General features: G+C 70.7%; 19 protein-coding genes. 13 read left to right on the top strand and 6 right to left on the bottom strand.

All coding sequences use genetic code 11. From position 1 onward, the window contains the following. Positions 1-4 precede the first annotated feature (4 nt). Together ADK66_RS14335 and ADK66_RS14330 are read right to left on the bottom strand one after the other, a co-directional pair. Positions 5-493, bottom strand: a complete 489-nt coding sequence (locus tag ADK66_RS14335) for a polyketide cyclase (protein ID WP_231640033.1) — start codon at positions 491-493, stop codon at positions 5-7. Positions 494-503: 10 nt separating this feature from the next. Continuing rightward, positions 504-1238: a trans-aconitate 2-methyltransferase gene (locus ADK66_RS14330; RefSeq protein WP_231640035.1), complete on the bottom strand. Its 735-nt coding sequence runs from the start codon at positions 1236-1238 to the stop codon at positions 504-506. Between the two features lie 105 nt (positions 1239-1343). Between ADK66_RS14330 and ADK66_RS14325 the strand changes: the two genes are divergently transcribed. The 3 genes from ADK66_RS14325 to ADK66_RS14315 all read left to right on the top strand — a co-directional run bounded on the left by ADK66_RS14325 (position 1344) and on the right by ADK66_RS14315 (position 5847). After that, positions 1344-1904 carry a kinase gene (locus ADK66_RS14325; protein WP_053655542.1) on the top strand — a complete coding sequence of 187 codons (561 nt, stop codon included), beginning with the start codon at positions 1344-1346 and terminating at the stop codon, positions 1902-1904. Between the two features lie 227 nt (positions 1905-2131). Beyond that, positions 2132-2863: a hypothetical protein gene (locus ADK66_RS14320; RefSeq protein WP_053655541.1), complete on the top strand. Its 732-nt coding sequence runs from the start codon at positions 2132-2134 to the stop codon at positions 2861-2863. 284 nt (positions 2864-3147) lie between these two features. Continuing rightward, entirely contained in the window at positions 3148-5847 is a 2700-nt protein-coding gene (locus ADK66_RS14315) for a ricin-type beta-trefoil lectin domain protein (RefSeq protein WP_053655540.1), read from the top strand. 56 nt (positions 5848-5903) lie between these two features. On the opposite strand, the gene ADK66_RS14310 is transcribed toward ADK66_RS14315, so the two are convergent. The 3 genes from ADK66_RS14310 to ADK66_RS14300 all read right to left on the bottom strand — a co-directional run bounded on the left by ADK66_RS14310 (position 5904) and on the right by ADK66_RS14300 (position 12341). Next, positions 5904-8807: a LuxR family transcriptional regulator gene (locus tag ADK66_RS14310; RefSeq protein ID WP_231640032.1), complete on the bottom strand. Its 2904-nt coding sequence runs from the start codon at positions 8805-8807 to the stop codon at positions 5904-5906. Between the two features lie 121 nt (positions 8808-8928). Next, positions 8929-9171 (bottom strand): hypothetical protein, encoded by a 243-nt coding sequence (locus ADK66_RS14305; RefSeq protein WP_053655538.1) that lies wholly within the window; start codon positions 9169-9171, stop codon positions 8929-8931. Further along, a complete protein-coding gene (locus ADK66_RS14300) occupies positions 9168-12341 on the bottom strand; it encodes a type 2 lanthipeptide synthetase LanM family protein (RefSeq protein WP_053655537.1) in 3174 nt (1057 codons plus the stop codon). The genes ADK66_RS14305 and ADK66_RS14300 overlap by 4 nt, the downstream gene beginning before the upstream one ends. A gap of 280 nt (positions 12342-12621) precedes the next feature. On the opposite strand from ADK66_RS14300, the gene ADK66_RS14295 reads away from it, so the two are divergent. The 4 genes from ADK66_RS14295 (at position 12622) to fabG (ending at position 16098) form a co-directional block, all read left to right on the top strand. Beyond that, positions 12622-14442: a BTAD domain-containing putative transcriptional regulator gene (locus tag ADK66_RS14295; RefSeq protein ID WP_053655536.1), complete on the top strand. Its 1821-nt coding sequence runs from the start codon at positions 12622-12624 to the stop codon at positions 14440-14442. A gap of 80 nt (positions 14443-14522) precedes the next feature. Beyond that, positions 14523-14891: a hypothetical protein gene (locus tag ADK66_RS14290; RefSeq protein WP_053655535.1), complete on the top strand. Its 369-nt coding sequence runs from the start codon at positions 14523-14525 to the stop codon at positions 14889-14891. Beyond that, on the top strand, positions 14891-15355 hold the full coding sequence (locus tag ADK66_RS14285) for a 3-hydroxyacyl-ACP dehydratase FabZ family protein (RefSeq protein WP_157552474.1): 465 nt from the start codon (positions 14891-14893) through the stop codon (positions 15353-15355). Before ADK66_RS14290 ends, ADK66_RS14285 begins: the two co-directional genes overlap by 1 nt. After that, positions 15352-16098, top strand: coding sequence for a 3-oxoacyl-ACP reductase FabG (fabG, locus tag ADK66_RS14280; protein WP_053655533.1), 747 nt, complete (start codon positions 15352-15354; stop codon positions 16096-16098). The genes ADK66_RS14285 and fabG overlap by 4 nt, the downstream gene beginning before the upstream one ends. Here fabG and ADK66_RS14275 read toward each other — a convergent pair. Further along, a complete protein-coding gene (locus tag ADK66_RS14275; RefSeq protein ID WP_082377444.1) occupies positions 16070-16957 on the bottom strand; it encodes an SDR family oxidoreductase in 888 nt (295 codons plus the stop codon). The genes fabG and ADK66_RS14275 overlap by 29 nt on opposite strands. 179 nt (positions 16958-17136) lie before the next feature. Here ADK66_RS14275 and ADK66_RS14270 point away from each other — a divergent pair, with 179 nt between their 5' ends. The 6 genes from ADK66_RS14270 to ADK66_RS14245 all read left to right on the top strand — a co-directional run bounded on the left by ADK66_RS14270 (position 17137) and on the right by ADK66_RS14245 (position 22154). Continuing rightward, complete coding sequence (locus ADK66_RS14270) at positions 17137-18093, top strand: beta-ketoacyl-ACP synthase III (protein WP_053655532.1); 957 nt, start codon at positions 17137-17139, stop codon at positions 18091-18093. 43 nt (positions 18094-18136) lie between these two features. Beyond that, positions 18137-18391: an acyl carrier protein gene (locus ADK66_RS14265; protein WP_053655531.1), complete on the top strand. Its 255-nt coding sequence runs from the start codon at positions 18137-18139 to the stop codon at positions 18389-18391. Then, positions 18388-19743 carry a condensation domain-containing protein gene (locus ADK66_RS14260; RefSeq protein WP_053655530.1) on the top strand — a complete coding sequence of 452 codons (1356 nt, stop codon included), beginning with the start codon at positions 18388-18390 and terminating at the stop codon, positions 19741-19743. The genes ADK66_RS14265 and ADK66_RS14260 overlap by 4 nt, the downstream gene beginning before the upstream one ends. 211 nt (positions 19744-19954) lie before the next feature. Continuing rightward, a complete protein-coding gene (gene sbnA / locus ADK66_RS14255) occupies positions 19955-20923 on the top strand; it encodes a 2,3-diaminopropionate biosynthesis protein SbnA (RefSeq protein WP_369814795.1) in 969 nt (322 codons plus the stop codon). Further along, complete coding sequence (gene sbnB / locus ADK66_RS14250; protein WP_053655528.1) at positions 20917-21930, top strand: 2,3-diaminopropionate biosynthesis protein SbnB; 1014 nt, start codon at positions 20917-20919, stop codon at positions 21928-21930. The genes sbnA and sbnB overlap by 7 nt, the downstream gene beginning before the upstream one ends. A gap of 17 nt (positions 21931-21947) precedes the next feature. After that, a complete protein-coding gene (locus ADK66_RS14245) occupies positions 21948-22154 on the top strand; it encodes an MbtH family NRPS accessory protein (RefSeq protein WP_053655527.1) in 207 nt (68 codons plus the stop codon). Positions 22155-22166 lie beyond the last annotated feature (12 nt).

The following is a 22166-nucleotide window of genomic DNA, read 5'->3' as shown; positions in this document are numbered from 1 at the left end:
CCGGTCAGTGGTCCGGGTGTGCGCCCTGCTCGGCGAGCCGCTTGAGGGTCAGCAACTGCCGGCGGGCCATCACCAGATCCCCGAGACACAGCCCGAGGGCGAGCACCCGGTTCGTCCGCATGACGACCTTGAGCAGCAGGCGCGTGGTGTTCGCCGCGTCCGGCACCACGACGTACGACAGGACCGCGCCCATGATCTCGCCGGTCAGGTGGTGTCCCGGCGCGACGGCGAGGATCCGGCCCCGCCTGCGTCCACCGGCGGTGGTGAACGCCTCGCCCACCACCGGCTCGGGAAGCGCCGCCAACCGTTGCGGTGAGCGCCGGCCGAGATTGTCGATCCAGTCGTACGCGTACGGCGCGAGCCGGATCTGGGAGACCCACTGCCACACCGCGGCCGGTGGGGCGTCCACGCTCACCCCGCGCCAGGCTCGCAAGGTGGGTACGGGGACGAAGTCGTCACACGGGTAGCGGCGAAGCGTCTCGTCGTCGGACACGCCCCACCGGTCACCGAGCATCGGCCCGGCCCAACACCAGCGTCGTGCGCAGGTCCAGCACGACGTTGCCGCCGAAGTCGTCCACCAGCCGGTCGAGGGCGTCGATCCCGCGCCGCTGCTGCTCCGGGGTCCGGGACAGGTACGGCCCGAACGTGCTCACCAGCGCCAGGTACCGAGCCTTGTCCAGCCGTAGCTCCCGCCGAAACACCTCCCGGCGTACGTCGTCGAACTGTCCGCTCTCGACGATGTCCCTGTGGAACCAGTCGACCGGACGGTCCCGCATCTCCGGGGCGACCGCGCGCAGCGCGGACCGTACCGCGGCCTGCTGGTCGGCGTCGGCGTAGCCGTACCGGTGCGCGAAGACGGCGAGGGTGCCGCCGGGCGCCAAGGCGCGGCGGGCGTGTGCGTTGCGGGTGGCCGGGTCCAGCCAGTGCCAGGCTGTGGCGCAGGCCAGCACGTGCGCCCCACCTGCCGGCGGGGTCCACAGTTCGAAGGTGGTCACCTCGACGCGGGCGTCCGGGAAGCGCTCGGCGAGTCGGGCGGCCATCAGCTCGTCGGGCTCGACGCAGGTCAGCGGCGCGCCGATGCTTACCAGTACGTCGGTGCCCTTTCCGGTGCCCGCGCCGATGTCGACCACGGACGCCGGTCTGCCTCCGTGGTAGGCGAGGACTGCCTCGGCGATCTCCGGCGGATAGTCGGGCCGGGCGTGCTCGTAGAGGTCGGCCACTCCGCCGAAGACGTCCATCGCCACATGCTCACCTTCTGCTGCCCGCTGGAAGCAGGATAGAGCTTCGACCAGTCCCCGACAGACCGCGAGAATTGGCCCTCGCGCGACGTACCAGGAGGCATCGTGGTCGCTGAACCCACTGGTAGCCCTGACACGATCCTCGTCTGCGTCCGGGGCAACTCCGGCTCGGGCAAGAGCAGCATCGCCCGGGAGCTACGACGCCGGCACGGCCGGGGGTGCGCCCTTGTCGAGCAGGACTACCTGCGCCGCATCGTCCTCCGCGAACGGGACAAGCCCGGCGGCGCCGCACCCGCCCTGATCGAGCAGACCGCCCGGTTCGCCCTCGACCACGGCTACCACGTGGTGCTGGAGGGCATCCTGTACAGCAGGCATTACCGGACCATGCTCACCTCCCTGCGGGATGGCCACCGAGGGCGGTCGCTGTTCTGCTACCTCGACGTGTCCCTGGCCGAGACCCTGCGCCGGCACCTCACCCGCCCCCAGGCCGATGAGTTCACCGCCGAGCAGATGAGCGGCTGGTACGCCGCGTATGACGTCCTGGGCTGGCCGGACGAACTCGTCCTACCCGAGACCACGGGCCTGGACGAGGCCGTCGAGGTCATCGCCGCTGCTTCCGGGCTGCCCCAGAACGGACGCGACGACGACCTGCTCGCGCCCCCGTAGTGCGGCCGTCCAGCACCGTCCGCCAGTGTCGGTCCATCCGGCCACGGAGCCTCCGCAAACCCGCTTGGCGGAGCACGACGACCACTGCTACTTTCCCTGAGGCCGTGCGAGAGAACGAGGAGGTGGTATCCGTGAACGTATCGACATGGGTGCTTCCCTCCGGGGTCACGGTCGGGCGATAGGTCGTCCGGGAGCGCCGTTCACGAGCACTCCCGAAAGGCACGACGATGCAGTTCACTTCTGAGCGGCACCTCGACGACGATGTCCTCGAGCGCGAGTTCACCCTCGGTGAGATCCCCGGCATCCTGTGGACGCCCGCATCCGTACCTGCGCCGGCGCCGTTGATCCTGGTCGGCCACCCCGGCGGGCTGCGCAGGATGTACCCCCGACTCGTGGCCCGGGCGCGGCACTCTGCGGCGGAGGGCTTCGCCTCCGCCACCATCGAACTCCCCGGAGCCGGCGACCGGCCTCGTTCCGCCGCCGCTGAGCAGGCCCGCGCCGACCTGCGCCGGGCGCTGGAGGCGGGCGAGCCGGTCGATGACGAGATCGTCGACAGGCTTGTCCTTCCACTTGTCGACAAGGCCGTCCCGGAATGGCGGTCCGCCTTGGACGCCCTCCTTGCGCTGCGGGAGATCGGCGGTCCGGTCGGGTATTCGGGAGGGGTGATCGCCATCGGGCTCCGGCTGGCGGTGGTCGAGCCGCGCATCTCGGCGGCCCTTCTGTTCGCCGGGAGTTTCGTGCCCCGCGCGATGTTCGAGGAGGCCCGGCAGGTAACTATTCCGCTGCAGGTCCTGCTGCAGTGGGACGACGATGGGAACGACAGGCAGATGGCCCTGGACCTGTTCGACGCCTTCGGCTCCAAGGAGAAGACGTTGCACGCCAACATGGGCGGGCACACCGGCGTCCCGCAGTTCGAGGGCGACGCAGGAAACCGGTTCTTCGTCCGGCACCTGACGTGAGGCCGAGCGCCGGCCCGGCAATCATCAGATGATCCTAAACGGACCGGTGGGCAGGCTGGGTGTTCTGCCCGCCTCTGCTGCTATTTGCGCATTGACGACCTCGAATCTATGGTTGCAGACGTCACACGTGTGACCTACGCTTCCGGGGAAGACTTTCGTAGCGATTGGCAAAGTTGTGGTCGGGGGACAGCAGTCGCCCGCCGACCCTTGATGGCGTCGCTGTTCCTGCTCGTCGCTCGATAAGAACGGGGTCCACTGTCGACGGCAAGTGAGGGGAACAGTTCGTGAAGTCGATCGCATCCACCGCTCGTACGTCAGTGTTGGCGCTTGCGGTGCTCGTCGCCGCCGCCTTCCCGGCCGTGCTGGTGAGCCAGGCGCCGGCCTCGGCGGCAGTCCAACAGACCTACTATGTGGCCCCCGACGGCAACGACGCCAACCCGGGCACCCTCCAGTCCCCGTTCCGCACCGTGCAACGCGCTCGCGATGTCGTCCGTACTGTGAACGCGAGCATGACCGGCGACATCAACGTGTACCTGCGCGGCGGGACCTACCCGATCGGCAGCACCGTCGAGTTCGGCGCCGCCGACTCGGGCACCAACGGGTTCCGGGTCGCCTACGCGGCGTACGGCAGCGAGCGGCCGGTCCTCGACGGCGGCGTCCAGGTGACGGGGTGGACCCAGCACAGCGGCAACATCTGGAAGGCGCCGCTGGACCGCGCCAACAAGCTGCGGACGCTCTACGTCAACGACAAGCGTGCCTTCATGGCGTCGAAGACGATCAACTCGGCGGGGTGTTACGGGACGTACACCATCACCGCTGGCCAGGCCGACTGGGCCTGGGAGTCGGGGTCGCAGTGCGATGGCGCCAAATACAGCCTGAACGACTTTCCTGCCATCGCCCGCAACCAGGACGACATCGAGATCGAGACGGGCACCACCTGGACCACTGCCCTGGTGGGCGTTCGCCAGGTGACGACCAGTTCCGACGGCGCCAACCGGGTCGCCCTGTTCCAGCAGCCCGGTGCGGCGATCGCCCAGGGCGCGTTCAACGGCAATGCCCAGGTGGGCGGCACCCACAAGGTCATGAACGCCTACGAGTTCCTCGACGCGCCCGGCGAGTTCTACTACGACAAGAGCAGCAAGACGGTCTACTACTACAAGGCCAGCTCCGAGAACATGTCGACAGCGACGGTGTACGCGCCGAACAACGTGACCACCCTGCTGCGGGTCGCCGGCACCTCGACGAGCAACCACGCCCGCAACATCACGTTCTCCGGGCTGACTGTGCAGCACTCCGACTGGAACCTGTTCAGCGTCGCCGGCTCGTCGTTCAAGCAGGCGCAGCAGGGCAACCTTGGCGCCCAGGCGTACGCCAAGGGCAACTTCCACGTCTACTACTACCGCAACGTCGACGTGACCCCCGGCATCGTCCAGGTGCAGAACGCCGACGGGATCCTGCTGCAACGCAACCGGATCCAGCACACCGGCGCCGACGGGATCAACATGGTCAACGACGTGCAGGGCACGCAGTTGATCGGCAACTACACAAACGACATCGCCGGCTCGGCCATCACCGTCGGCCATCCCCAGCACGTCTACATCGGTGACGGTACGTCGACAAACCGCGAGAAGTATTCCGCCCAGGTCGAAGGGCTGCCCAAGAACATCGACATCAAGAACAACTACCTGTACGACAGCGCCGTGCTGTTCAACGGGCACAGCCCCATCTCGGCGTACTTCGTCGACACCCTCACGATCCAGCGCAACCGGATCGAGAAGGCCCCCTGGTCAGGCATCACGCTCGGCTGGGGCTGGTGGAACTTCGACGGCTCGTCGGGCTCGATCGCGCCCAACCGGCCGACGACGACGGCGCGCAACAACACAATCAGTTACAACCACATCATCGACACTGTGCAGCGGCTCAGCGACACGGCCCCGATCTACACGCTCGGCAGTCAGCCCGGAACGATGATCACCAACAACTATCTCCAGGGCGTTCCGGCGGGCCACAAGTACGGACTTCACCCGGACGAGGGGTCGGCGTTCATCACGTTCCGGGACAACGTCCTGAGTGTGGACAAGAACGTCACGTGGCTCATCAACTCCGACGACTTCGGGCGTAAGCACGACCTGAGCATCACGCAGACCTACGGCCCCATCAACAAGGTCTCGAACAAGAACCTGCCGAACAGCACGGTCCAGGACATCATCGTCTCTTCCGACTACGTCTGGCCGGCCGCTGCCTACGGCATCGCCGTGAACTCCGGACTTGAGGATTCGTTCCGCGACATCGTCCCGGCCAGCAATCTCTCGGTGCCGAACTACGTCCTGCCGGCCAGCACAGTCGTCAGCGGCGCGACGTCGACGATCCCGATCCGCAGCACCGGCGACGCCACCAGGACGGTCTGGCTCGCTCCCTCCGGTACCACCACGTTCGCCGCCGGCCCCACGATGACAAGCGCAGCCGGCACCGCCACCTCCATCGCCGTGCCGACCGCCCAGGGTGAGTACCGGCTCTTTGTGCTCGACGCCCAGGGAAACCGGTCGGCCGAGTCGACGTCGATCGTCAGGCAGCCGGGCTCCGGCGGTGGCCAGCGGGCCGGGCAGCTCGTCGGCGGCCAGTCCGGTCGCTGTGTGGACGTACCCAACTCCACCACCGCCAACGGCACGCAGGTGCAGATCTGGGACTGCTCGGGCGCCACGAACCAGCGGTGGACCTACACCTCCGGCAAGCAGTTGACCGTGTACGGAAACAAGTGCCTGGACGCCTCCGGTGCGGGCACTGCCAACGGCACCACTGTCATCATCTGGGACTGTCACGGCGGGCTCAACCAGCAGTGGAACGTCAACACCAATGGCACCATCACGAACGCCCAGTCGGGGCTCTGCGTGGACGCCAACGGTGCCGCCACGGCCAACGGCACGAAGATCATTCTCTGGTCGTGCAACGGCGGCGCCAACCAGCAGTGGAGCTTGCGTAGCTGATCCGTACCCCGGGGGTCGGTCCGACCAGGCCCGGCCCCCGGGCACCCGCCACGACCTCAGCCAGCGTCGAAATCGGTGGCGATGTCGCTCAGCGCGATCCGGTTCGGCTGTCCGGTCTTGGTGATGAGGCTGGAGACGTGCCGCTCCACGGTGCGCGGTGACAGGTGCAGCCGTTCGGCGATCTCGCGGTTGCTCAGCCGGCCGGTGAGCAGCCGCAGGACCTCCCACTCGCGTACCGTCACGCCCGCTGCCCGCAGCTCGACCGGGATCTCCGCGGCGCCGCGCCGCCGTTGGGCGACCCGCGCGCCCGACTGGCGCAGCAGCGTGCGGCACGCCCCGGCGACCGGCGGGACGTTCGCCTGGTGGAAGTAGTCCTCGGCGGCCCGCAGCCACTCCACGGGAGTGCCCCACCCATCGGCGAGCGCCGCCTCGGCGACCAGCCGCAGGGCGAGATGTCGCCCCATCGCGTACAGAGCGCCGACCTCCATCGCCTCGGCCATGGTGGCGGTCGCGGCGTCGTGCTCACCCGCACGGCCGAGCAGGACTGCCCGGGCGAAGAGCGCGAACTGCCGGTCCCACCGCAGCTGGCTCGCCGGTGTGCCGACGATCGCCTCGTACTCCGGAAAGCTGATCTCGTCGGCGATCGCCCGCAACAGCAGTTGGAGACCGAGCCGCCCGCCCAGGTGGAAGACGGTCGGGTTCGTCTCCTCCGCCCGTACCGCCAGGGACAGCTCGTACAGGGCGCGCGGGCGGTCCTCCTCCAGCAGCGCGCAGAACGTGCCGGCCAGCCCGTGGACCCGCTGCGCGTGCAGGCTCTCGTCACCGCCCCAGCGCCGGAACTCGGCGAGCGCGTCCTGCATCTGGGCCCGCCGGCCCTGGTGGGCGGCGAGCACCGCGCTGAGCAGCAGCACGTACTGGGTGGTCTCCATCAGTTTCAGGCGGGTCGTCGCGGTGAGGACCTGGTCGATGAGGTCCTGTGCGGCCGGATAGTCGCCGCGCATGATCAGGTGCAGGGCGATGCTCGCCTCGGCCTGCTGGCGGGCGGTCACCGCCCCGACCCGCAGCGCCCGCTCCCGAGCCTGCTCCAGCCGGTCCAGTGCGCCGTGCCGCAACGCGTCGTCGTTGCCGAGCCGGATCAGCGCGTGGACCTCCCAGATCGGCAGGCCGTGCTCGGCGGCGATGGACCGGGCCTGCTCCAGGCAGCGGGTGGCCTCGGCCGGGTCGCGATGCCGGACGAGCGCACCGAGCAACTGCCATGCCTGACAGGCCACCACCGGCAGCGGCACCGCGGCGGCGACAGTGGCGGCCCGGCGGGCCAGGGTCTCGGCCACCTCCAGCTGGTCACGCCCCGGCGTGTCCAGAGCCAGGTGTGCCGCGACGATGTCGATGGGGGCTTCGTCCTCGGCCGCTGGATCCGGACCGAGCAGCTCACGGGCGATCTCCACCTGGGCCAGCGCGTCGGTGAGCTCCCCGGCCACCACAGCCGTCCAGGCCAGCCGGGTGTGCAACCTGGCCTGCCGTCGAGCGGGGAGCCCGGCCACCTGGTCCGGGCTGTTGACCAGCTCCAGTGCGCGGCGGACCAGACCGGCCTCGCCGAGGGCCTGTAGGAGCGTCTCCAGGGTGTCGGCGCGGGCCTCGGCCGGCCCGTCGGCCTGAAGCTCCCAGGCCCGGTCGAGCAGGGCGACGGCGGAGGTGGCGGCACCCTGCGCCAGGGCCCGCCGGCCAGCCTCGGCAAAGAGTCGACCGGCCAACAGGGAATCGCCGGTCTCGACGCGCAGCGTGGCGGAGATCTGGCACCACTCACCCGGCAACTCCGGGTGGACCTTCGCGACGGCCTCGGCGACGGTGTGGGCCAACCCCCGCCGGTCGGCCGGCTCGACAAGGGCGAGAAGTGATTCGCGGGTGACCCGGTGCCGGAAGGTGTACCAGTCGGCCAGCTGGTCGTCCGGTGCCACCAACTGGGCGACGATGCTGCCGTGCAGATGGTTGAACAGGTCGCGGTCGCTGAGCCCTGTCGCCGACTGCACCACGGCCACCGAGAAGCGTTGCCCGATCAGGGCGCCACAGGACAGCAGCTCCCGGGCCTGGGGGCTCAGCTTCTCGATCCGGTGCGCCATGCTCCTGGCGAACGCGGCGGGCAGGGTGGCCGGTGCCTGCGGGGCGACGAGCCACCCCTGTGGACCGTGCCGCAGCAAACCGTTCTCCACCATCGCCGCGAGGATCTCCTCGATGAGGAACGGGTTGCCACCGCTGCCTCCCCAGAGCAGCTCGGTCGCGGCCGTTGGCAACTCGTCCGCCGCCACGCCGAGGCAGGCTGCGGCCATGGCCCGCAGGTCCTCGGGGCTGAGACCGCCCACCTCGAGCACTGTGCACCGACCGCGGCGGGCCGCCGCTCGGACGACCTCCAGCGCGGGGGAGTCGTCGGCCCGGAGGACGCCGACCAGCAGGGTGGGCTGCTGGTCGAGGTTGTCGATCAGGTACTCGACCACCATGAGCGTCTCCGCGTCGGCGTCCTGGAGGTCGTCCAGGACCATGAGGCACCCACGGTCCTGGCCGGCGAGCGCGGTCAGCCGGAGCACCGCCTCGGCCAGGATCACCATCGACCCGGTCTCCGGGCTGGCGAGCGGAGTGCCCCAGTCGGGCACCAGCCGACCGAGGATCGGCCCGTACGGGCCGAGCGCCGCGACGTCCACAGTGGCGGACCGGAGCAGGGAGAGCACCGCCTCGGTGAGCGGTCGCAGCGGCACCCCGGTGCCGAGTGCGCTGGCCCGCCCCCGAAGCAGACTCATCTCGGCGGTGTAGGCGAATTCGGCAGCCGCCCCGGCGAGCCGCGACTTGCCGACACCGGCCTCGCCGACGATGAAGACCGCGCCCCCACGTCCGGCACGGGCAGCCTGGATCATGCCCGTCAACGCACCGAACTCCGCACCTCGGCCTACCAGGTCGCGGGATCGTTGCACGGCGGAAACGATAGCGAGGCTAACGATCGATAACCAGGCTCAGCCGGTAGGCCCACCGACCCCGTCAATATTATCGTCCGACCGGCTGATCACCGCGCTGACCGGGTGGTCTGCGCCTGGGTCACAAAGCGACTGTGGGGCAGCAGGTCGTGAGCGGGAGTGTGATGGCGGAGTCCTGGGCGGCGCCGACATCACCGGAGACCAGGTGTCCAACAAGGAGACCCACCGGGACGGCCAGGCCGGCAAGGGCTGCCGTACGCAGGCCGAAGGCCACCACCGGGCTGACCCTCGGCTCCCCGGCCGGGTGCTGGTCCTCGACGTGGTCGGTGCCGGCGAGGTCGGTGGTGAGCTGCTGAGACGTCATGATTTTCTCCTCGGTGTGAAGGGGTTGGACAGCCAGCCGGATCCGGTTGGCGGCGGGGTGGGTTCCAGGAGCAGCGCGGACGGTATCCGTGCGGCGAGTGCGGAGCGCAGCAGTCCGTAGCCGATGCCGGCGAGCCCGGTCAGCAGCCCCGGTGTGAGGACGCCGTCGGGTGTGCCGCAGTAGCGCGTCTGCCATTGCAGGGCGTTGAGGACCAGTGTGGTGTGCTGTCGTAGCGCGGCGGCTGCCGCAGGCCCGGCCGGCCCCGCGGCCAGCACCGTCAGCGCCTCGCCGACGCCGGACTCGCCGTGGCAGAGACTCAGGTCGCGGGACAGCGGCCGGTCGGCCAACCGCCGGACGAGGTCAGCAGGCGCGTCCGGGGCAGAGGTGACGGAGGTGCCCTCGTCGTGCTGGCCGGCGAGGGCGATGGCCAGGCCGGAGGTGCCGGCACACCACCCGGACGAGTCGTTCGGGGTCTGCCGGGCGTGCCGCAGAGCTTTCCGCGCCGCGTCCGCGTGCCGCGGGGAACCGCCGCCGATGTCGACGAACCTGTGCAGGGCGTACGCGATGCCGGCCGTGCCATCGGCGAAGCCGGCTGGACTGGCGGGCTGATCGGACGCGGTCGTGTCGGCCAGGTTGTCGGCGCAGGTCCGGGCCAGCGCCGCCGCGCGGTCGAGCCCCAGTTCGGCGTGGATCGACGTCATGGCGGCCAGGCAGCCGGCCTGGCCGGTTGCCCAGTCGTCGCTTGTGGACCCGGCAACCGCGACCTCGGCGAGTTCGACGGTCGTGTCGACCCACCGGCCGATCTCCGGGTCGTCGAGCAGCACGGCCAGCCGAGCCAGCGCGTACGCCAGCCCGCCGAGGCCGTGCAGCCCACCACAGCCGATGGCCGTGACCAGCTCCGGCCGATCGGACAGCAGGCGCAGCAGCCCCGGCGTCGCGGCGACCGCCCGACGGGCCACCTCGCCGTAGCGGGCCACGCCGGTGACGTGAGCGAGTTGACCGAGGAAGAGCGCCACGCCGAGGTACCCGTTGGCCAGGCCGGCACCCATCGGGAGCAGCAGCCACTGCCGGTCGTCGACCAGTTCCAGACCCAGCCAGTTCACCCGGTCCCGACCAGGTGCGCCACGGGCGACGAGCTGGTCGGCGATCGCACAGGCTGCCGAGACCAGCCGTTCGGGCGGGGCGGCCGTGCCGTGCGGCGGCCCGGGCATCGGCGCCGCGTCGTCATGGGTGCCGACCGGCCGGCGGGTGGCCAGGCTGGCCATGATGACCCACTCCTGGTCCTGCCTGTCGGCCTCGCCGAACCCCGCGATCCGGTCCAGTGCCGCGCCGACGCCGCTGCGGTGCAGCGGCACCGCCGTCGGTTCGCCGTCGGCGGCCAGGACGGAACTGTCGGCCCGGGCGTGGAAGTACGGCACGTCGCCGCGCCACAGCGCGACGATCTCGTGGCGCGCGAACAACGGGTCGCCGGGCAGTGTGGTCCGGCCGCAGAGCTGCCCGAGGAAACGGTCCCGGTCCAGACCGTCGCGCAGCAGGCTCGGGTGGGTGGCCTCGTCGAGCAGCGTCCGGTAGGCCCAGGTGGGCCGTACGACGAGTCGCACCGTCATGGCCGACGACGACTCGACCAGCTGGGTGAAGTCCTCCCGGTGTGCCTCGATCGCCTCGTAGCCGAGCCGGAAACCTTCGAGCATCGCCGCCTCGTGGTCCTCCGGATCGATCACCCGGTCGCCGAGGCGGGGCCGGTTCGAGGCGCCGTCGAAGGTGCCCGCGCGGCGTACGAGGCGCATCCGGTCGGTGCCTGGGTCCGCCCAGTCGATCTGACTGACCGGGCTCTGCCGGCCGTGGTCTCCGCCGGCTGCGGACAGGTCCATGATGCCCTGCTCGCCGACGACCATCAGAGGCAGCAACGCGGTCCGGTGCACCGAGGCGGCGAGCAGGTCGGCGGCCGGATCGCCGCTCTGGGTCGCGGGCCGCCAGCTGGGGCTGAACAACGTCTCGACGTCGATGGCCACGGGGTCCTCGCCGCTGGCGATCACGTTCTCGTAGTGCAGATCGGTGGTGTTGAGCGCGTGGGCGAGCGCCAGCAGCGCGCCCTGCCGTCGATAGAAGCGGTCCGCGCCGTCCGGGTCGGCGAGCGGCGCAGCGACCACGAACTCGGTCCAGCCGTACTCGGGGCGGGCCAGGCAGGCGGCCGTGCGCATGCCGACTGTGGGCACCATCCGGTTCATCCAGCCGACGAAGGCCGCCAGCCGGTCGTCGTGGGTGAGGTCCCGGGGCTTGTAGACCAACCGCCGGCCGTCGGCGAACTGGATCACGGTGGTGGTCCGGCCGGACTGGTGCGGGTCACCTCGACTGTCGTCGACGGCCACCAGCGGGCCGGGGTCGGCGCCGCCCAGGAGGTCGTCGACCAGATGCTCCCGGTCGGCGGTGTACCGGGCGAGCAGCTCCAGCATCGCGTCGGTGGCGTGCGCGGTGGCCTGCCCGAGCAGCCGGGCCAGGACCGGAAGATCGGTGAACAGTGCAGCCAGTCCGGCAGACGTACCGATCTGGCGGATGAAGTCGACGAATCGGGCGCGACTGTCGTCGCCCTGGAGGAGGTCGGCGCTCCTGCGGCGGTGCAACTCCTCGATGAAGGCGCGGGCTGCCAACGCGGCCAGCTGCCGTTCCAGGGTGGCCGTCAACGCGGCATCCAGCGCACCCAGGTCGACGTGGGCGTCGGTCACCGGGACGGCGTCCCGGCGGAAGCGGGTCCGCGCCTGGTCGACCAGCGGGCGCAGCGGTAGGGCGAATGCCGACCTCCAGTTCGCGGCGACCGGCACCGACGGAGGCTGCGCGGCGGCGCGTACCGCGGCTTCGATAAGGACCGCCCAGGGCGGCGGGTCGACCCGCGCGGCGAGGTGCCCGTCCTCCTCGGCGAGGTACGTGAGCAACAGGTCCTCGTCGACGCCCAGCTCGCCCAGCCGGACGTCCAGCTCCGGGCCGCGGTCGGCCCGCCACAGATCCAGCCGCTGCCGCGCGTGCCCGAGCCGCCCGGCGTCCACCGGATCGGTGCCGCCGCCGACGGTCACCCGCTCGTGCAGCGCCAGGCCGCGTGCCCACCAGCTCCGGCGGAGTCGGGGCGACTCGGCCGGAGCGAGGCCGGGTGGGCCGTCGGCATCCGTGGTGTTCATCGAATTGAGGGTGCCAAGCGACGGCCGACAACTCATGCGTGGGATCCACCCAAATTCTTGTCGGCACGGCTGGTCGGCGCAGCTCGCGCACTCTCCGGCGCTGACCACGCGACGGTCGGTGACGGCCGCGCGGAGCGTCGGAGCGGGCCCCGGTGTCGGTGGTGTGGCGACATGACGCGGGGCGCGGACGGCGGAACTTGGGTGGTCGGCACAGATGCGTCGACGTGCGGCGGTGGTCGACTCTCCGACTATTCGATGGGCTGACCCGATCGGAGCAACTGTGGAGTTTCGCGTACTGGGGCCGGTGAGTGCCTGGCGTAACGGCGTCGAGGTCCCGCTGGACGGCGCCAAGCAGCGCACCGTGCTTGCCGTCCTGCTGCTCGCCCGAGGGCGGATCGTCTCCGACACCCGGCTCTGCCAGCTGCTGTGGGACGAAAACCCGCCGACGACGTTCGCCGCCCAGCTCTACAACTACGTCTCCCGGCTGCGGAAGTATCTCGGGGACGAGGTGGAGATCGTCCGGCAGTGGTCCGGTTACCTGCTGCGGACGGGGGACAGCCGCCTCGACATCGACGAGTTCGAGCGGCTGGCCGGGCTGGGCCGGGACGCAGTGCGCTCCGGCCGGCACGAGGAGGCCGCGCAGAACCTCCACGAGGCGCTGGCGCTGTGGGGCGGAACGACGCTCGCCAACGTCACCGACCACCTCGTCGAGGCGGAGTCGCCCCGGATGACCGAGGTGCGGATGGCGGTCCTGGAGGACCGCATCGCGGCCGACCTCATGCTGGGCCGGCAGGCCGGCCTGGTGGTGGAGCTGAGCGACCTGGTCGCCGCGCAGCCACTGCACGAGCAGCTGCGCAGCCACTTGATCACCGCACTGCTGCGCTGTGACCGCCAGGCCGACGCGTTGGCCGTCTACCACGAGGGCCGGCGGGTGCTCGCCGACGAGTTGGGCGCCGATCCGGGGCCGGCGCTGGCCGAGGCGTACCAGATGGTGCTGGCCCGCCCCGGGACGCCCGACGTCGCTGTCGCACCGCGAGCCGGGCCGGGCTGGCGCGACGTCCGCCCGGGGATGCTGCCGCCCGGGGCGCACGACTTCTGTGGCCGGGAACAGGAGCTGCGCCAGCTTGCCGGGCTGCTCGCCGAGACGTCGCCGCCCGCTCCACAGCGGACGCTGCTGACCGGGATGGCAGGCGTCGGAAAGTCGTCGCTGGCGCTGCGGGCCGCGCACCTGTGCCGCGACGACTTCCCGGACGGGCAGCTCTACGCCGACCTCGGCGGCACCCGGGGCAACGCCACCGAACCGGGCGACGTGCTGGGCTGGTTCCTCCGGAGCCTCGGCAACGCCGAGGAGGCCATACCGAGGCGCCTCGACGAACGCGAGTGCCTGTACCGCAGCCAGTTGGCGGGCCGTCGGGTTTTGGTGGTGCTCGACAACTCCGCCAACTATCAGCAGGTGCGCCCGCTGCTGCCCGGCGATCCGTCCTGCCGGGTGATCCTGACCTGTCGTGGACGCCTCTCCGAGCTGCCCGGCGTCACCCGCGTCGAGGTGGGCATCCTCGACCCGGCGCAGGCGCTGGAGCTGTTCGCCACGATCGTCGGCTCGTCACGGGTGGCCGCCGAGCCCGGCGCCGCACACCGGATCGTGCAACTGTGCGGGAGGCTGTCGATAGGCATCCGGGTGGCCGCGGCGCGGCTCATCGCCCGACCGCACTGGTCCCTGCGCTATCTCGCGCAGCGGCTGGCCGACGAGCGGTTCCGCCTCAACGAGCTGCGGTTGGGGACGCTTGACGTGCGGGCCCGCATCGAGGGCAGCTACCAGGAGCTGGAGGCCGAAAGTCAGGTCGCGCTGCGCCGGCTCGCCCTGCTGGACACTGCCGACTTCCCGATCGGAGCCGCCGCCCGGGTGCTCGGCGTGACGCCCCGGGTGGGGGACGAGGTGGCCGAGAGCCTTGTCGACGCCCGGCTGCTGGAGATCGCGGGCTCGGACGGCGGCCGGCGGCAACGACACCGCTTCCACGACCTGGTGCGGGTCTTCGCGCGGGAGAAGGCCGACCCGTCGGACCACCGCATGGTGACCGCCGGGTCGGCGCCGTCGGCATAGCCGCGCCTGCGGATCCCCGGCGGGTCCGTCGTGCTCACGGCGTATGGAGAAGATATAGCCGGTACGGGCACGGTCGGTGGGTGACCATCCTGATTCCGCCCGAGTGCGCGACCACTGCGCGGATCGACCTCGACCACGCGAGCGGGGACGAGATCGTCGGTCGAGTCCGGCCCGACCGGGACGACCCGGTCTTCGCCGGGCACTATCCCGGATTCCCCCTGCTGCCCGGTGTCTACATCGTCGAGTACGTGCACCGCGCCGTCCTCGCGGCGATGCCGGCGGAGATCCTCGCCGAGCTGGTGTCCTGCCGGTTCCTCCGAACGATCGACCTCGACGACGAGCTTGTCATCACCATCCGGTGCGACGGCCCGATACGCCGGGGCACGGTCGCCGTGTCCGGCGTACCGGCCGCCGAGGTGGTGTTGCGTTACCAGGAAGGAACCCCGTGATGCTCGACCGCGACGACATTCGACGGCTCATCCCGCACCGACCGCCGATGCTCCTTGTCGACCGGGTCAGCGACATCGTGCCCCGGCGCCGGCTGGTCGGCAGCTACACGGTGACCGGGCCCCGTCCGCTGCCAGCCGTGCTGCTGTTGGAGTCCTGGGGCCAGGCCGCGCTGGTGCTGATCAGGCACGACCGGCCGATGCCCGACGTGCTGACCGACGGGGTGCCCATCGCGGGCGCCTTCGAGGGGATCCGCTTCGGCCGGCCGGTGCTGCCGGGCGAGACGGTCGAGCACCGGGTCGAGCTGATCCGGCTGATCGCCGACACCGGTTTCGTCCGGGGCGAGAGCGTGGTCGGCACCGAGGTGGTCATGCAGGTCGGTCGCCTGGTCGGCGCGGTGCGCCCGGCGGCTGCGCTTCGCCCCGCCGTCCTGGCCGGGGTCTCCGACGTCAAGGAGTCGACATGAGTGAGAACCGACGACCGGTCGCCCTGGTCAGTGGCGGATCCCGAGGGATCGGCCGGGCCGTGGTCCGGCAGCTCGCCGCAGACGGGTACGACGTGGCCTTCTGCTACCAGAGCAACAGGGAGGCCGCCGAGAAGGTGGCCGCGGAGGTGCTGGAGACCGGTGCCCGGGTGCTGGCCCGGCAGGTGAACGTCGCCGATGCCGCGCAGGTGCGCGAGTTCGTCAACGGCGTGGAGCGGGACCTGGGCGAGATCGCCGCTTTGGTGACCGTGGCCGGGATCATCCGCGACCGTCCGGTGGCGATGATGGCCGACGAGGACTGGCAAGCGGTGATCGACGTCAACCTCGGCGGTGTCTACAACGTGTGCCGGGCGTCGATCCGCAAGATGATGCGGCGTCGTGGCGGCGCCATCGTCACGGTCTCCTCGGTGGCCGGCATCACCGGCAGCCCGGGTCAGACCAACTACTCGGCCTCGAAGGCCGGCATCATCGGCTTCACCAAGGCGCTGGCGAAGGAGGTCGGCCCGTACGGGATCCGGGTCAACACCCTGGCGCCGGGGTTCATCGAGACCGACATGCTGAACGACCTGCCGGCCGGGCTGGCCGTGGGCGTCCAGCAGCGGACCGCTCTCGGCCGGCTCGGCCAGGCGGAGGAGATCGCCCCGGTGGTGACGTTCCTGCTCTCGGAGCGGGCCTCCTACCTGACCGGCCAGGTCGTCACAGTTGACGGTGGTCTGACGTTCTGACCCGCTGCGCCGCGAGCCGGGTCCGCATGGCCTCCAGGCGGACCTGGCTCGCCTGCGTCCGGACCGCGCGCGCGGTGAAGCGGGAGTAGACAGTGCCGAGCAGCCGGGTGAGCAGGTCGGCCCGGCGGGCATCCGAACCGACGACGATCTTCACCCGGTTGCGTCGGACGCCGCGCAGGATGAGCCGCGCGGCCTGCTCGGCCGAGGTCGTCGCCTCCCGGGCGTAGCGCTCCCGAACCCCGCCGTAGCCGAGCCCTTTCGCCGCCCGGGCGTTGCTGAAGATGTCGGTCCGCACCTTGCCCGGGTAGACGCAGCTGATGCGCACCGGCACGTCGCCGACCCGCATCTCCTGCAACACAGCCTCGGTGAAGCCCCGGACGGCGAACTTGGCCGCGTTGTACGCGCTCTGCGCCGGCGCCGCTGTCAACCCGTACATGCTGGAGATGTTGACCAGGTGGCCCCGGGCGGTGACGAGCAGTGGCAGGAACGCCTGGGTGCCGTTGACGACGCCCCAGAAGTCGACGTCCAGCACCCACCGCATGTCGTCCCAGCTGGCCTCGGTGATCGAGGCGAGCAGGGTCACCCCGGCGTTGTTGATCACCAGGTCGGCGCCGCCGAAGTCGGCGCGTACCTCCTTGGCGTGGTTCTGCATCGCCAGCCTGTCGGTGACGTCAAGCCGGTAGGTACGGACCTCGGCCCCCCGCGCGGCGCAGAGCGCCGCGGTCTGCGCGAGACCTTCCTCCGCCGCGTCGGAGAGGGCCAGCCGGGCGCCCTGCACGGCCAGCTCGACCGCCAGCGCCCGGCCGATGCCCGAACCGGCACCGGTGACGACCGCGACCCTGCCTCGGAACTCCTCCATGCGTGCTCCCTCGGAATCGGCGTGCCAGCCTGCGGCGACACACATTCGCCGTACGGTCCGGGGCCGGGCTATCTCTTTTCCATACCGGGCGCGATGTAGAGAAGTTATGAGAGCCCCGCCGAACACTGCCTCCGGACGGTGTCACCAGGACGCCGAGCAGGCGTGGTGCGGAGGAGGCGATGGCACAGATGACAGGTGCGGCAATCACCGGGCTCGGGGCGTACCGGCCGAGCAGACTGATCACCAACGAGGAGATCGCCGGGGAGGCCGGCGTGACTCCGGAGTGGATCGAGGAGCGGACCGGCATCCGGTCGCGCTACCGGTCTGGGCCGGAGGAATCCGTGACGATGATGGCCGCCGAGGCCGGCGGCAAGGCGTTGGCAATGGCCAACATCGACCCGTCCGAGGTGGACCTTGTCATCCTCGCCTCGGCGACGAAGAAGGACCGCATCCCGGGCGGGGCGCCCGAGGTGGCCAGCCGCATCGGTATCACCGCCACCGGGGCGTTCGACCTGAACGCCGCCTGCGCCGGCTTCGCCTACTCGATCGGGCTCGCGTCCAACGAGATCCGGATGGGCAGCGCCCGCAACGTGCTCGTCGTCGGGGCCGAACAACTGAGCCGCTTCATCGACCCGGAGGACCCGGCAACGTACGTCATCTTCGGCGACGGTGCGGGTGCCGCTGTGGTCTCCCCGTCGGAGATCGACGGGATCAGCCCGACAGTGTGGGGCAGCGACGGCTCGCGGGCCGACATCCTCGGCACCAAGTGGGACGCCACCGGCCGCGAGTTCGCCAAGATGGACGGCCCGCTGGTCTACCGCTGGTCGACGAAGAACGTGCCGAGGGTGGCCCGCAAGGTGTGCGCCTTCGCCGGCATCGAGCTGTCGGACATCGACTGGTTCGTGCCGCACCAGGCGAACCTCCGCATCGTCGACCAGTTGGCCGAGATCCTCCAGATCCCGGACGAGAAGGTCGCCAAGGACATCATCGACACCGGAAACACCTCTGCCGCGTCGGTGCCGCTGGCGCTCAGCCGGCTGCACGAGAGCGGCCGGACCAGCCCCGGCGACCGCGTGATGCTCCTGGGCTTCGGTGCGGGACTCGCCTACGCCGGTCAGATCATCCGGATGCCCTGACCCACTTCGATCAAGATCCCCTTCCTACGAAAGGACAAGCACCATGACGGTGACCGTGAACCAGGTGTCCATCGACGTCGTGTCGCTCACCCGCAAGCTGATGACCGAGGACGCCGACCGGGAGATCAACGCCAGCGACACGTTCGTCGACCTCGGGCTGGACAGCCTCAAGCTCGTCGACCTGCTCGCCGCCGTGGAGACCCACTTCGACATCGAGGTGCCGGACGAGCTGGTCGGCAGCTTCACCAAGGTCCAGGACCTCAGTGACTTCGTGCTCTCCGCCAGGTCCGCGGGGTGACCGAGGACGTCCGGGAACTGTCGGTTGGACAGCGAGCGCTGTGGCTTGTCCACCGGCTGGCCCCGGACAGCCCGGCCAGCAACGTGGTCCACGGGCTGCACGTCGAACCGGCGCTCGACCCCGACCTGGTACGCCGGTCGTTGGCGGCGGTGCGAGCACGGCACGACATGCTCCGGTCCCGCTTCGTGCAGACGGAGCAGGGGCCGGTGCGGGTCGTCGATCCCGACCTCGGGTGCGAAGTCGAGGTCCACGACGTTCCCGATCTGGACGACGACGGGCTGTTGCGCCGCTGCCAGGAGTTCGGCGACCAGCCGCTACGGCTGGCGCAGGACGGTCCGATGCGGGTCGTGTTGCTGCGGCGACGCACCGACTGCGTGCTGGTGGTGGTGATCCATCACATCGCCACCGACTTCCACTCGCAGCGGATCGTCTGGCAGGAGTTGGACGCCGCGTACGGGGCGTTGCAGGCCGGGCGACCGGTGGAGTTGCCGCCGGTCTCCGGCAGCTACGACGACTTCCTGGCCCGGGAACGGGCGGCGCTGACCGGCGAGCGGGGTGAGCGGTTGCGCGCCTACTGGGAGCAGGTCTGCGACGGTGCCACGGCGGCAACCCTGCCGACCGATCGGCCCCGTCCGCCGGTGCGCTCGTTCCGTGGCGGCGCGTTCAGTCAGGAACTCCCGGACGACCTCGCCGGCCGGCTGCGGGACACCGCAGCGGCGGCCGGTGTGACGCCGTACGCCGTCGTGCTCGCCGCGTTCCAGGCGACGATGTACCGCTACACAGGGCTGGGGGAGCTCACCGTCGGCTGTCCGGCCACGCTGCGTCGGGGACGGGCGCTGCGCGGGGTGGTCGGCATGTTGATCAACACGATCGCGCTGCGCGGGTCGTTCGACGCGGACACCACGTTCGCGACGGCGATCAGCGCGGCGAGCCGACAGTTGACCGACGCCGTGACCCATGCCGCCTACCCGTTCCCGCTGCTCCGATCGGGCCGGCGGAACCAGGAACCGCCGGTGCGGGTGACAGTCACCCTGCTGGCCCACCAGCACGGCGACAACTACACCAACCAGCGGCACGCGTTCGCCGGGCACCAGATCCGGCTGCTGGACATCCCGTACGACGAGGGGCAGTTCGACCTGTCGGCGACCCTCACCCAGTACCAGGACGGCCGGCTCCAGGCGGAGTTCGGCTACGACACCGACCTGTTCGACGAGGCGACCGTGCGGCGGCTGTCCGGGCACTTCCTCCAGATGCTGCGGGTGGCCTGCACGGCGCCGGAGACGGTGGCGTCCCTGGCACCGATGGTCGACCAGGCGGAACTGCGCGAACTGCTGGCGCTCGGCACCCGATAGACCCGTGCGGCGCGGCCTGCGGTTCCCCCGTGCCGCAGGGCCGACACGCCCGCCGCACGGGCCGGATCCGGCCGGCGCGACCCCCGTCGCCGGCCGGATCCAGGCTCGAAATGGCCGCCCGACGCACAGGTATAGGGGCGGTATAGCGCTGATTGACAACGTCCCTGGCATTGATAGGTCACTTGTGGAGGGAGGAACGGTGCGCGAGGGCATCCTCTCGACGGTCGGGAACACACCGCTGGTACAGCTGGTCCGGTTGTTTCCGGAGTTCCCCTCCCGGTTGTTCGTCAAGCTCGAACGCTTCAATCCCGGCGGCAGCATCAAGGACCGCACCGCGCTGAGCATGCTGCGCGCCAAGGTCGAATCCGGGGAGCTGGTGCCCGGCCGATCGGTGGTCGTCGAGTCCAGCTCGGGCAACCTGGCCATCGGCCTGGCCCAGTTCTGCGCGTACTACGCGATCCGGTTCATCTGCGTGGTCGACCCGAAGACCACCCGGCAGAACCTCGCGATCCTGACCGCGTACCACGCGGAGATCGAGATGGTCGAACACCCCGACCCGGTCAGCGGCGAGTACCTGCCGGCGCGGCAGCGCCGTGTCCGCGAGCTGTGCGAGCAGGTCCCGCACGCCTACCGCCCGGACCAGTACGCCAATCCGCTCAACGCCGCCGCACAGCGGCAGACGATGGCCGAGATCGTGACGGCGCTCGACGGGCGGATCGACTATCTGTTCTGTTCCACCGGCACCTGCGGCACGCTCGTCGGCTGCGTCGGCTACCTGCGCGACCACGGCCTGTCCACACGTGTGGTGGCGGTGGACGCGGTGGGCAGCGCCATCTTCGGCGACGAACCGGCGACCCGGTTGATCCCCGGGCACGGCGCCTCGGTCGTGCCGCCCCTGGCCGTCGACGCCACCCCTGACGAGATCATGCACGTCTCCGACCTGGACTGCGTGGTCGGCTGCCGGTTGCTGCTGCACCGGGAGGCCATCCTGGCCGGCGGGTCCTCCGGCGCCACCGTGTCCGCGTTGCGCCGACGGATGGCCGACATCCCTGCCGGTGCCACCGCCGTGCTGATCCTGCCCGACAACGGCGACCGCTACCTCGACACGATCTATTCCGATCAATGGGTGTCCGGGCACTTCGGGGAGATCACCCACCTGTGGAAGGACGCTACGTGCTGATCATCGGTAGGGCTGTGGTGCGGGACATCCTCGACGGCGACGACGCCCGGGCGGTGGATCTGGTCCGGAACGCGTACCTGCTGCACGAGCAGGGCCGCACGAGCCTGCCGCACTCGGTCTTCCTGCGCTTCCCCCAGCGGCACCGCGACCGCATCATCGGCCTGCCCGCCTACCTCGGCGCCGACCCACCGGTGAGCGGCATCAAATGGATCTCCTCGTTCCCCGGCAACCTGGCCTCCGGGCTGGAGCGGGCCAGCGCGGCCATCCTGCTGAACTCGATGCGCACCGGCCACCCGGTGGCCCTGATCGAGGGGTCGGTCATCTCGGCCCGGCGTACCGCGGCGAGCGCTGCGCTCGCTGCCGGCCTGCTCACCGCGCACTGCCGCCCGGACGGCCTGGCCCTGATCGGCTGCGGTCTGATCAACCAGCAGGTGCTGCGGTTCGTGGCGGCCACCGTCGCCCCGCCGCCGGCGCTGACGTTGTTCGACACCGACAGGCGCCGGGCCGGAGCCTTCGCCGAGACCGCCCGAACCCTGCTGCCGGGTACGCCGACGACACTGGCCGGGACCGCCGAGGAGGCGTTGGCCGCGCACCGGCTCACCTCGATCGCCACCACCGCCACCGAACCCCACATCGACCTGGCCGCCTGCCAGCCCGGCGCGGTCGTGCTGCACCTGTCCCTGCGTGACCTGCTCCCCGAGGGTCTGCTGGCCGCACGCAACGTGGTCGACGACGCCGACCACGCCTGCCGCGAGGGCACCTCGTTGCAGTTGGCCGAGCAGCTCACCGGCGGCCGGGACTTCATCCACGCCACCATCGGCGCGCTGGCCGGCGGCCAGACGCGGCTGCCCGTGGACGACGTACCGGTAGTGGTGTCCCCGTTCGGCCTCGGCGTGCTGGACCTCGCGCTCGCCGAGCACGTCCGCGCCACCGCCGAACGGCGGGGCCTGGGCGTACGCGTCGACGACTTCCTACCCGTGGTGGACGCCGCCGTGGCGTCCGCCTGATCCCCGAAGGAGTGGCAATGACCGACAACCGCAGCTACCGCGTGGTGCTCAACGACGAGGAGCAGTACTCGGTCTGGTGGACCGACCGGGACCTGCCCGCCGGGTGGCGTGCCGAGGGCACCGAGGGCACCCGCGACGAATGCCTGGCCCGGATCGGCGAGATCTGGACCGACATGCGGCCGCTGAGCCTGCGTCAGCGCATGGAGTCCCAGGCCACGGCCTGACAACTGATCCGA

This window comes from Micromonospora sp. NRRL B-16802, assembly GCF_001279555.1.
GTDB lineage: Bacteria > Actinomycetota > Actinomycetes > Mycobacteriales > Micromonosporaceae > Micromonospora > Micromonospora profundi.
This window is presented reverse-complemented; position numbering and strand designations above follow the sequence as displayed.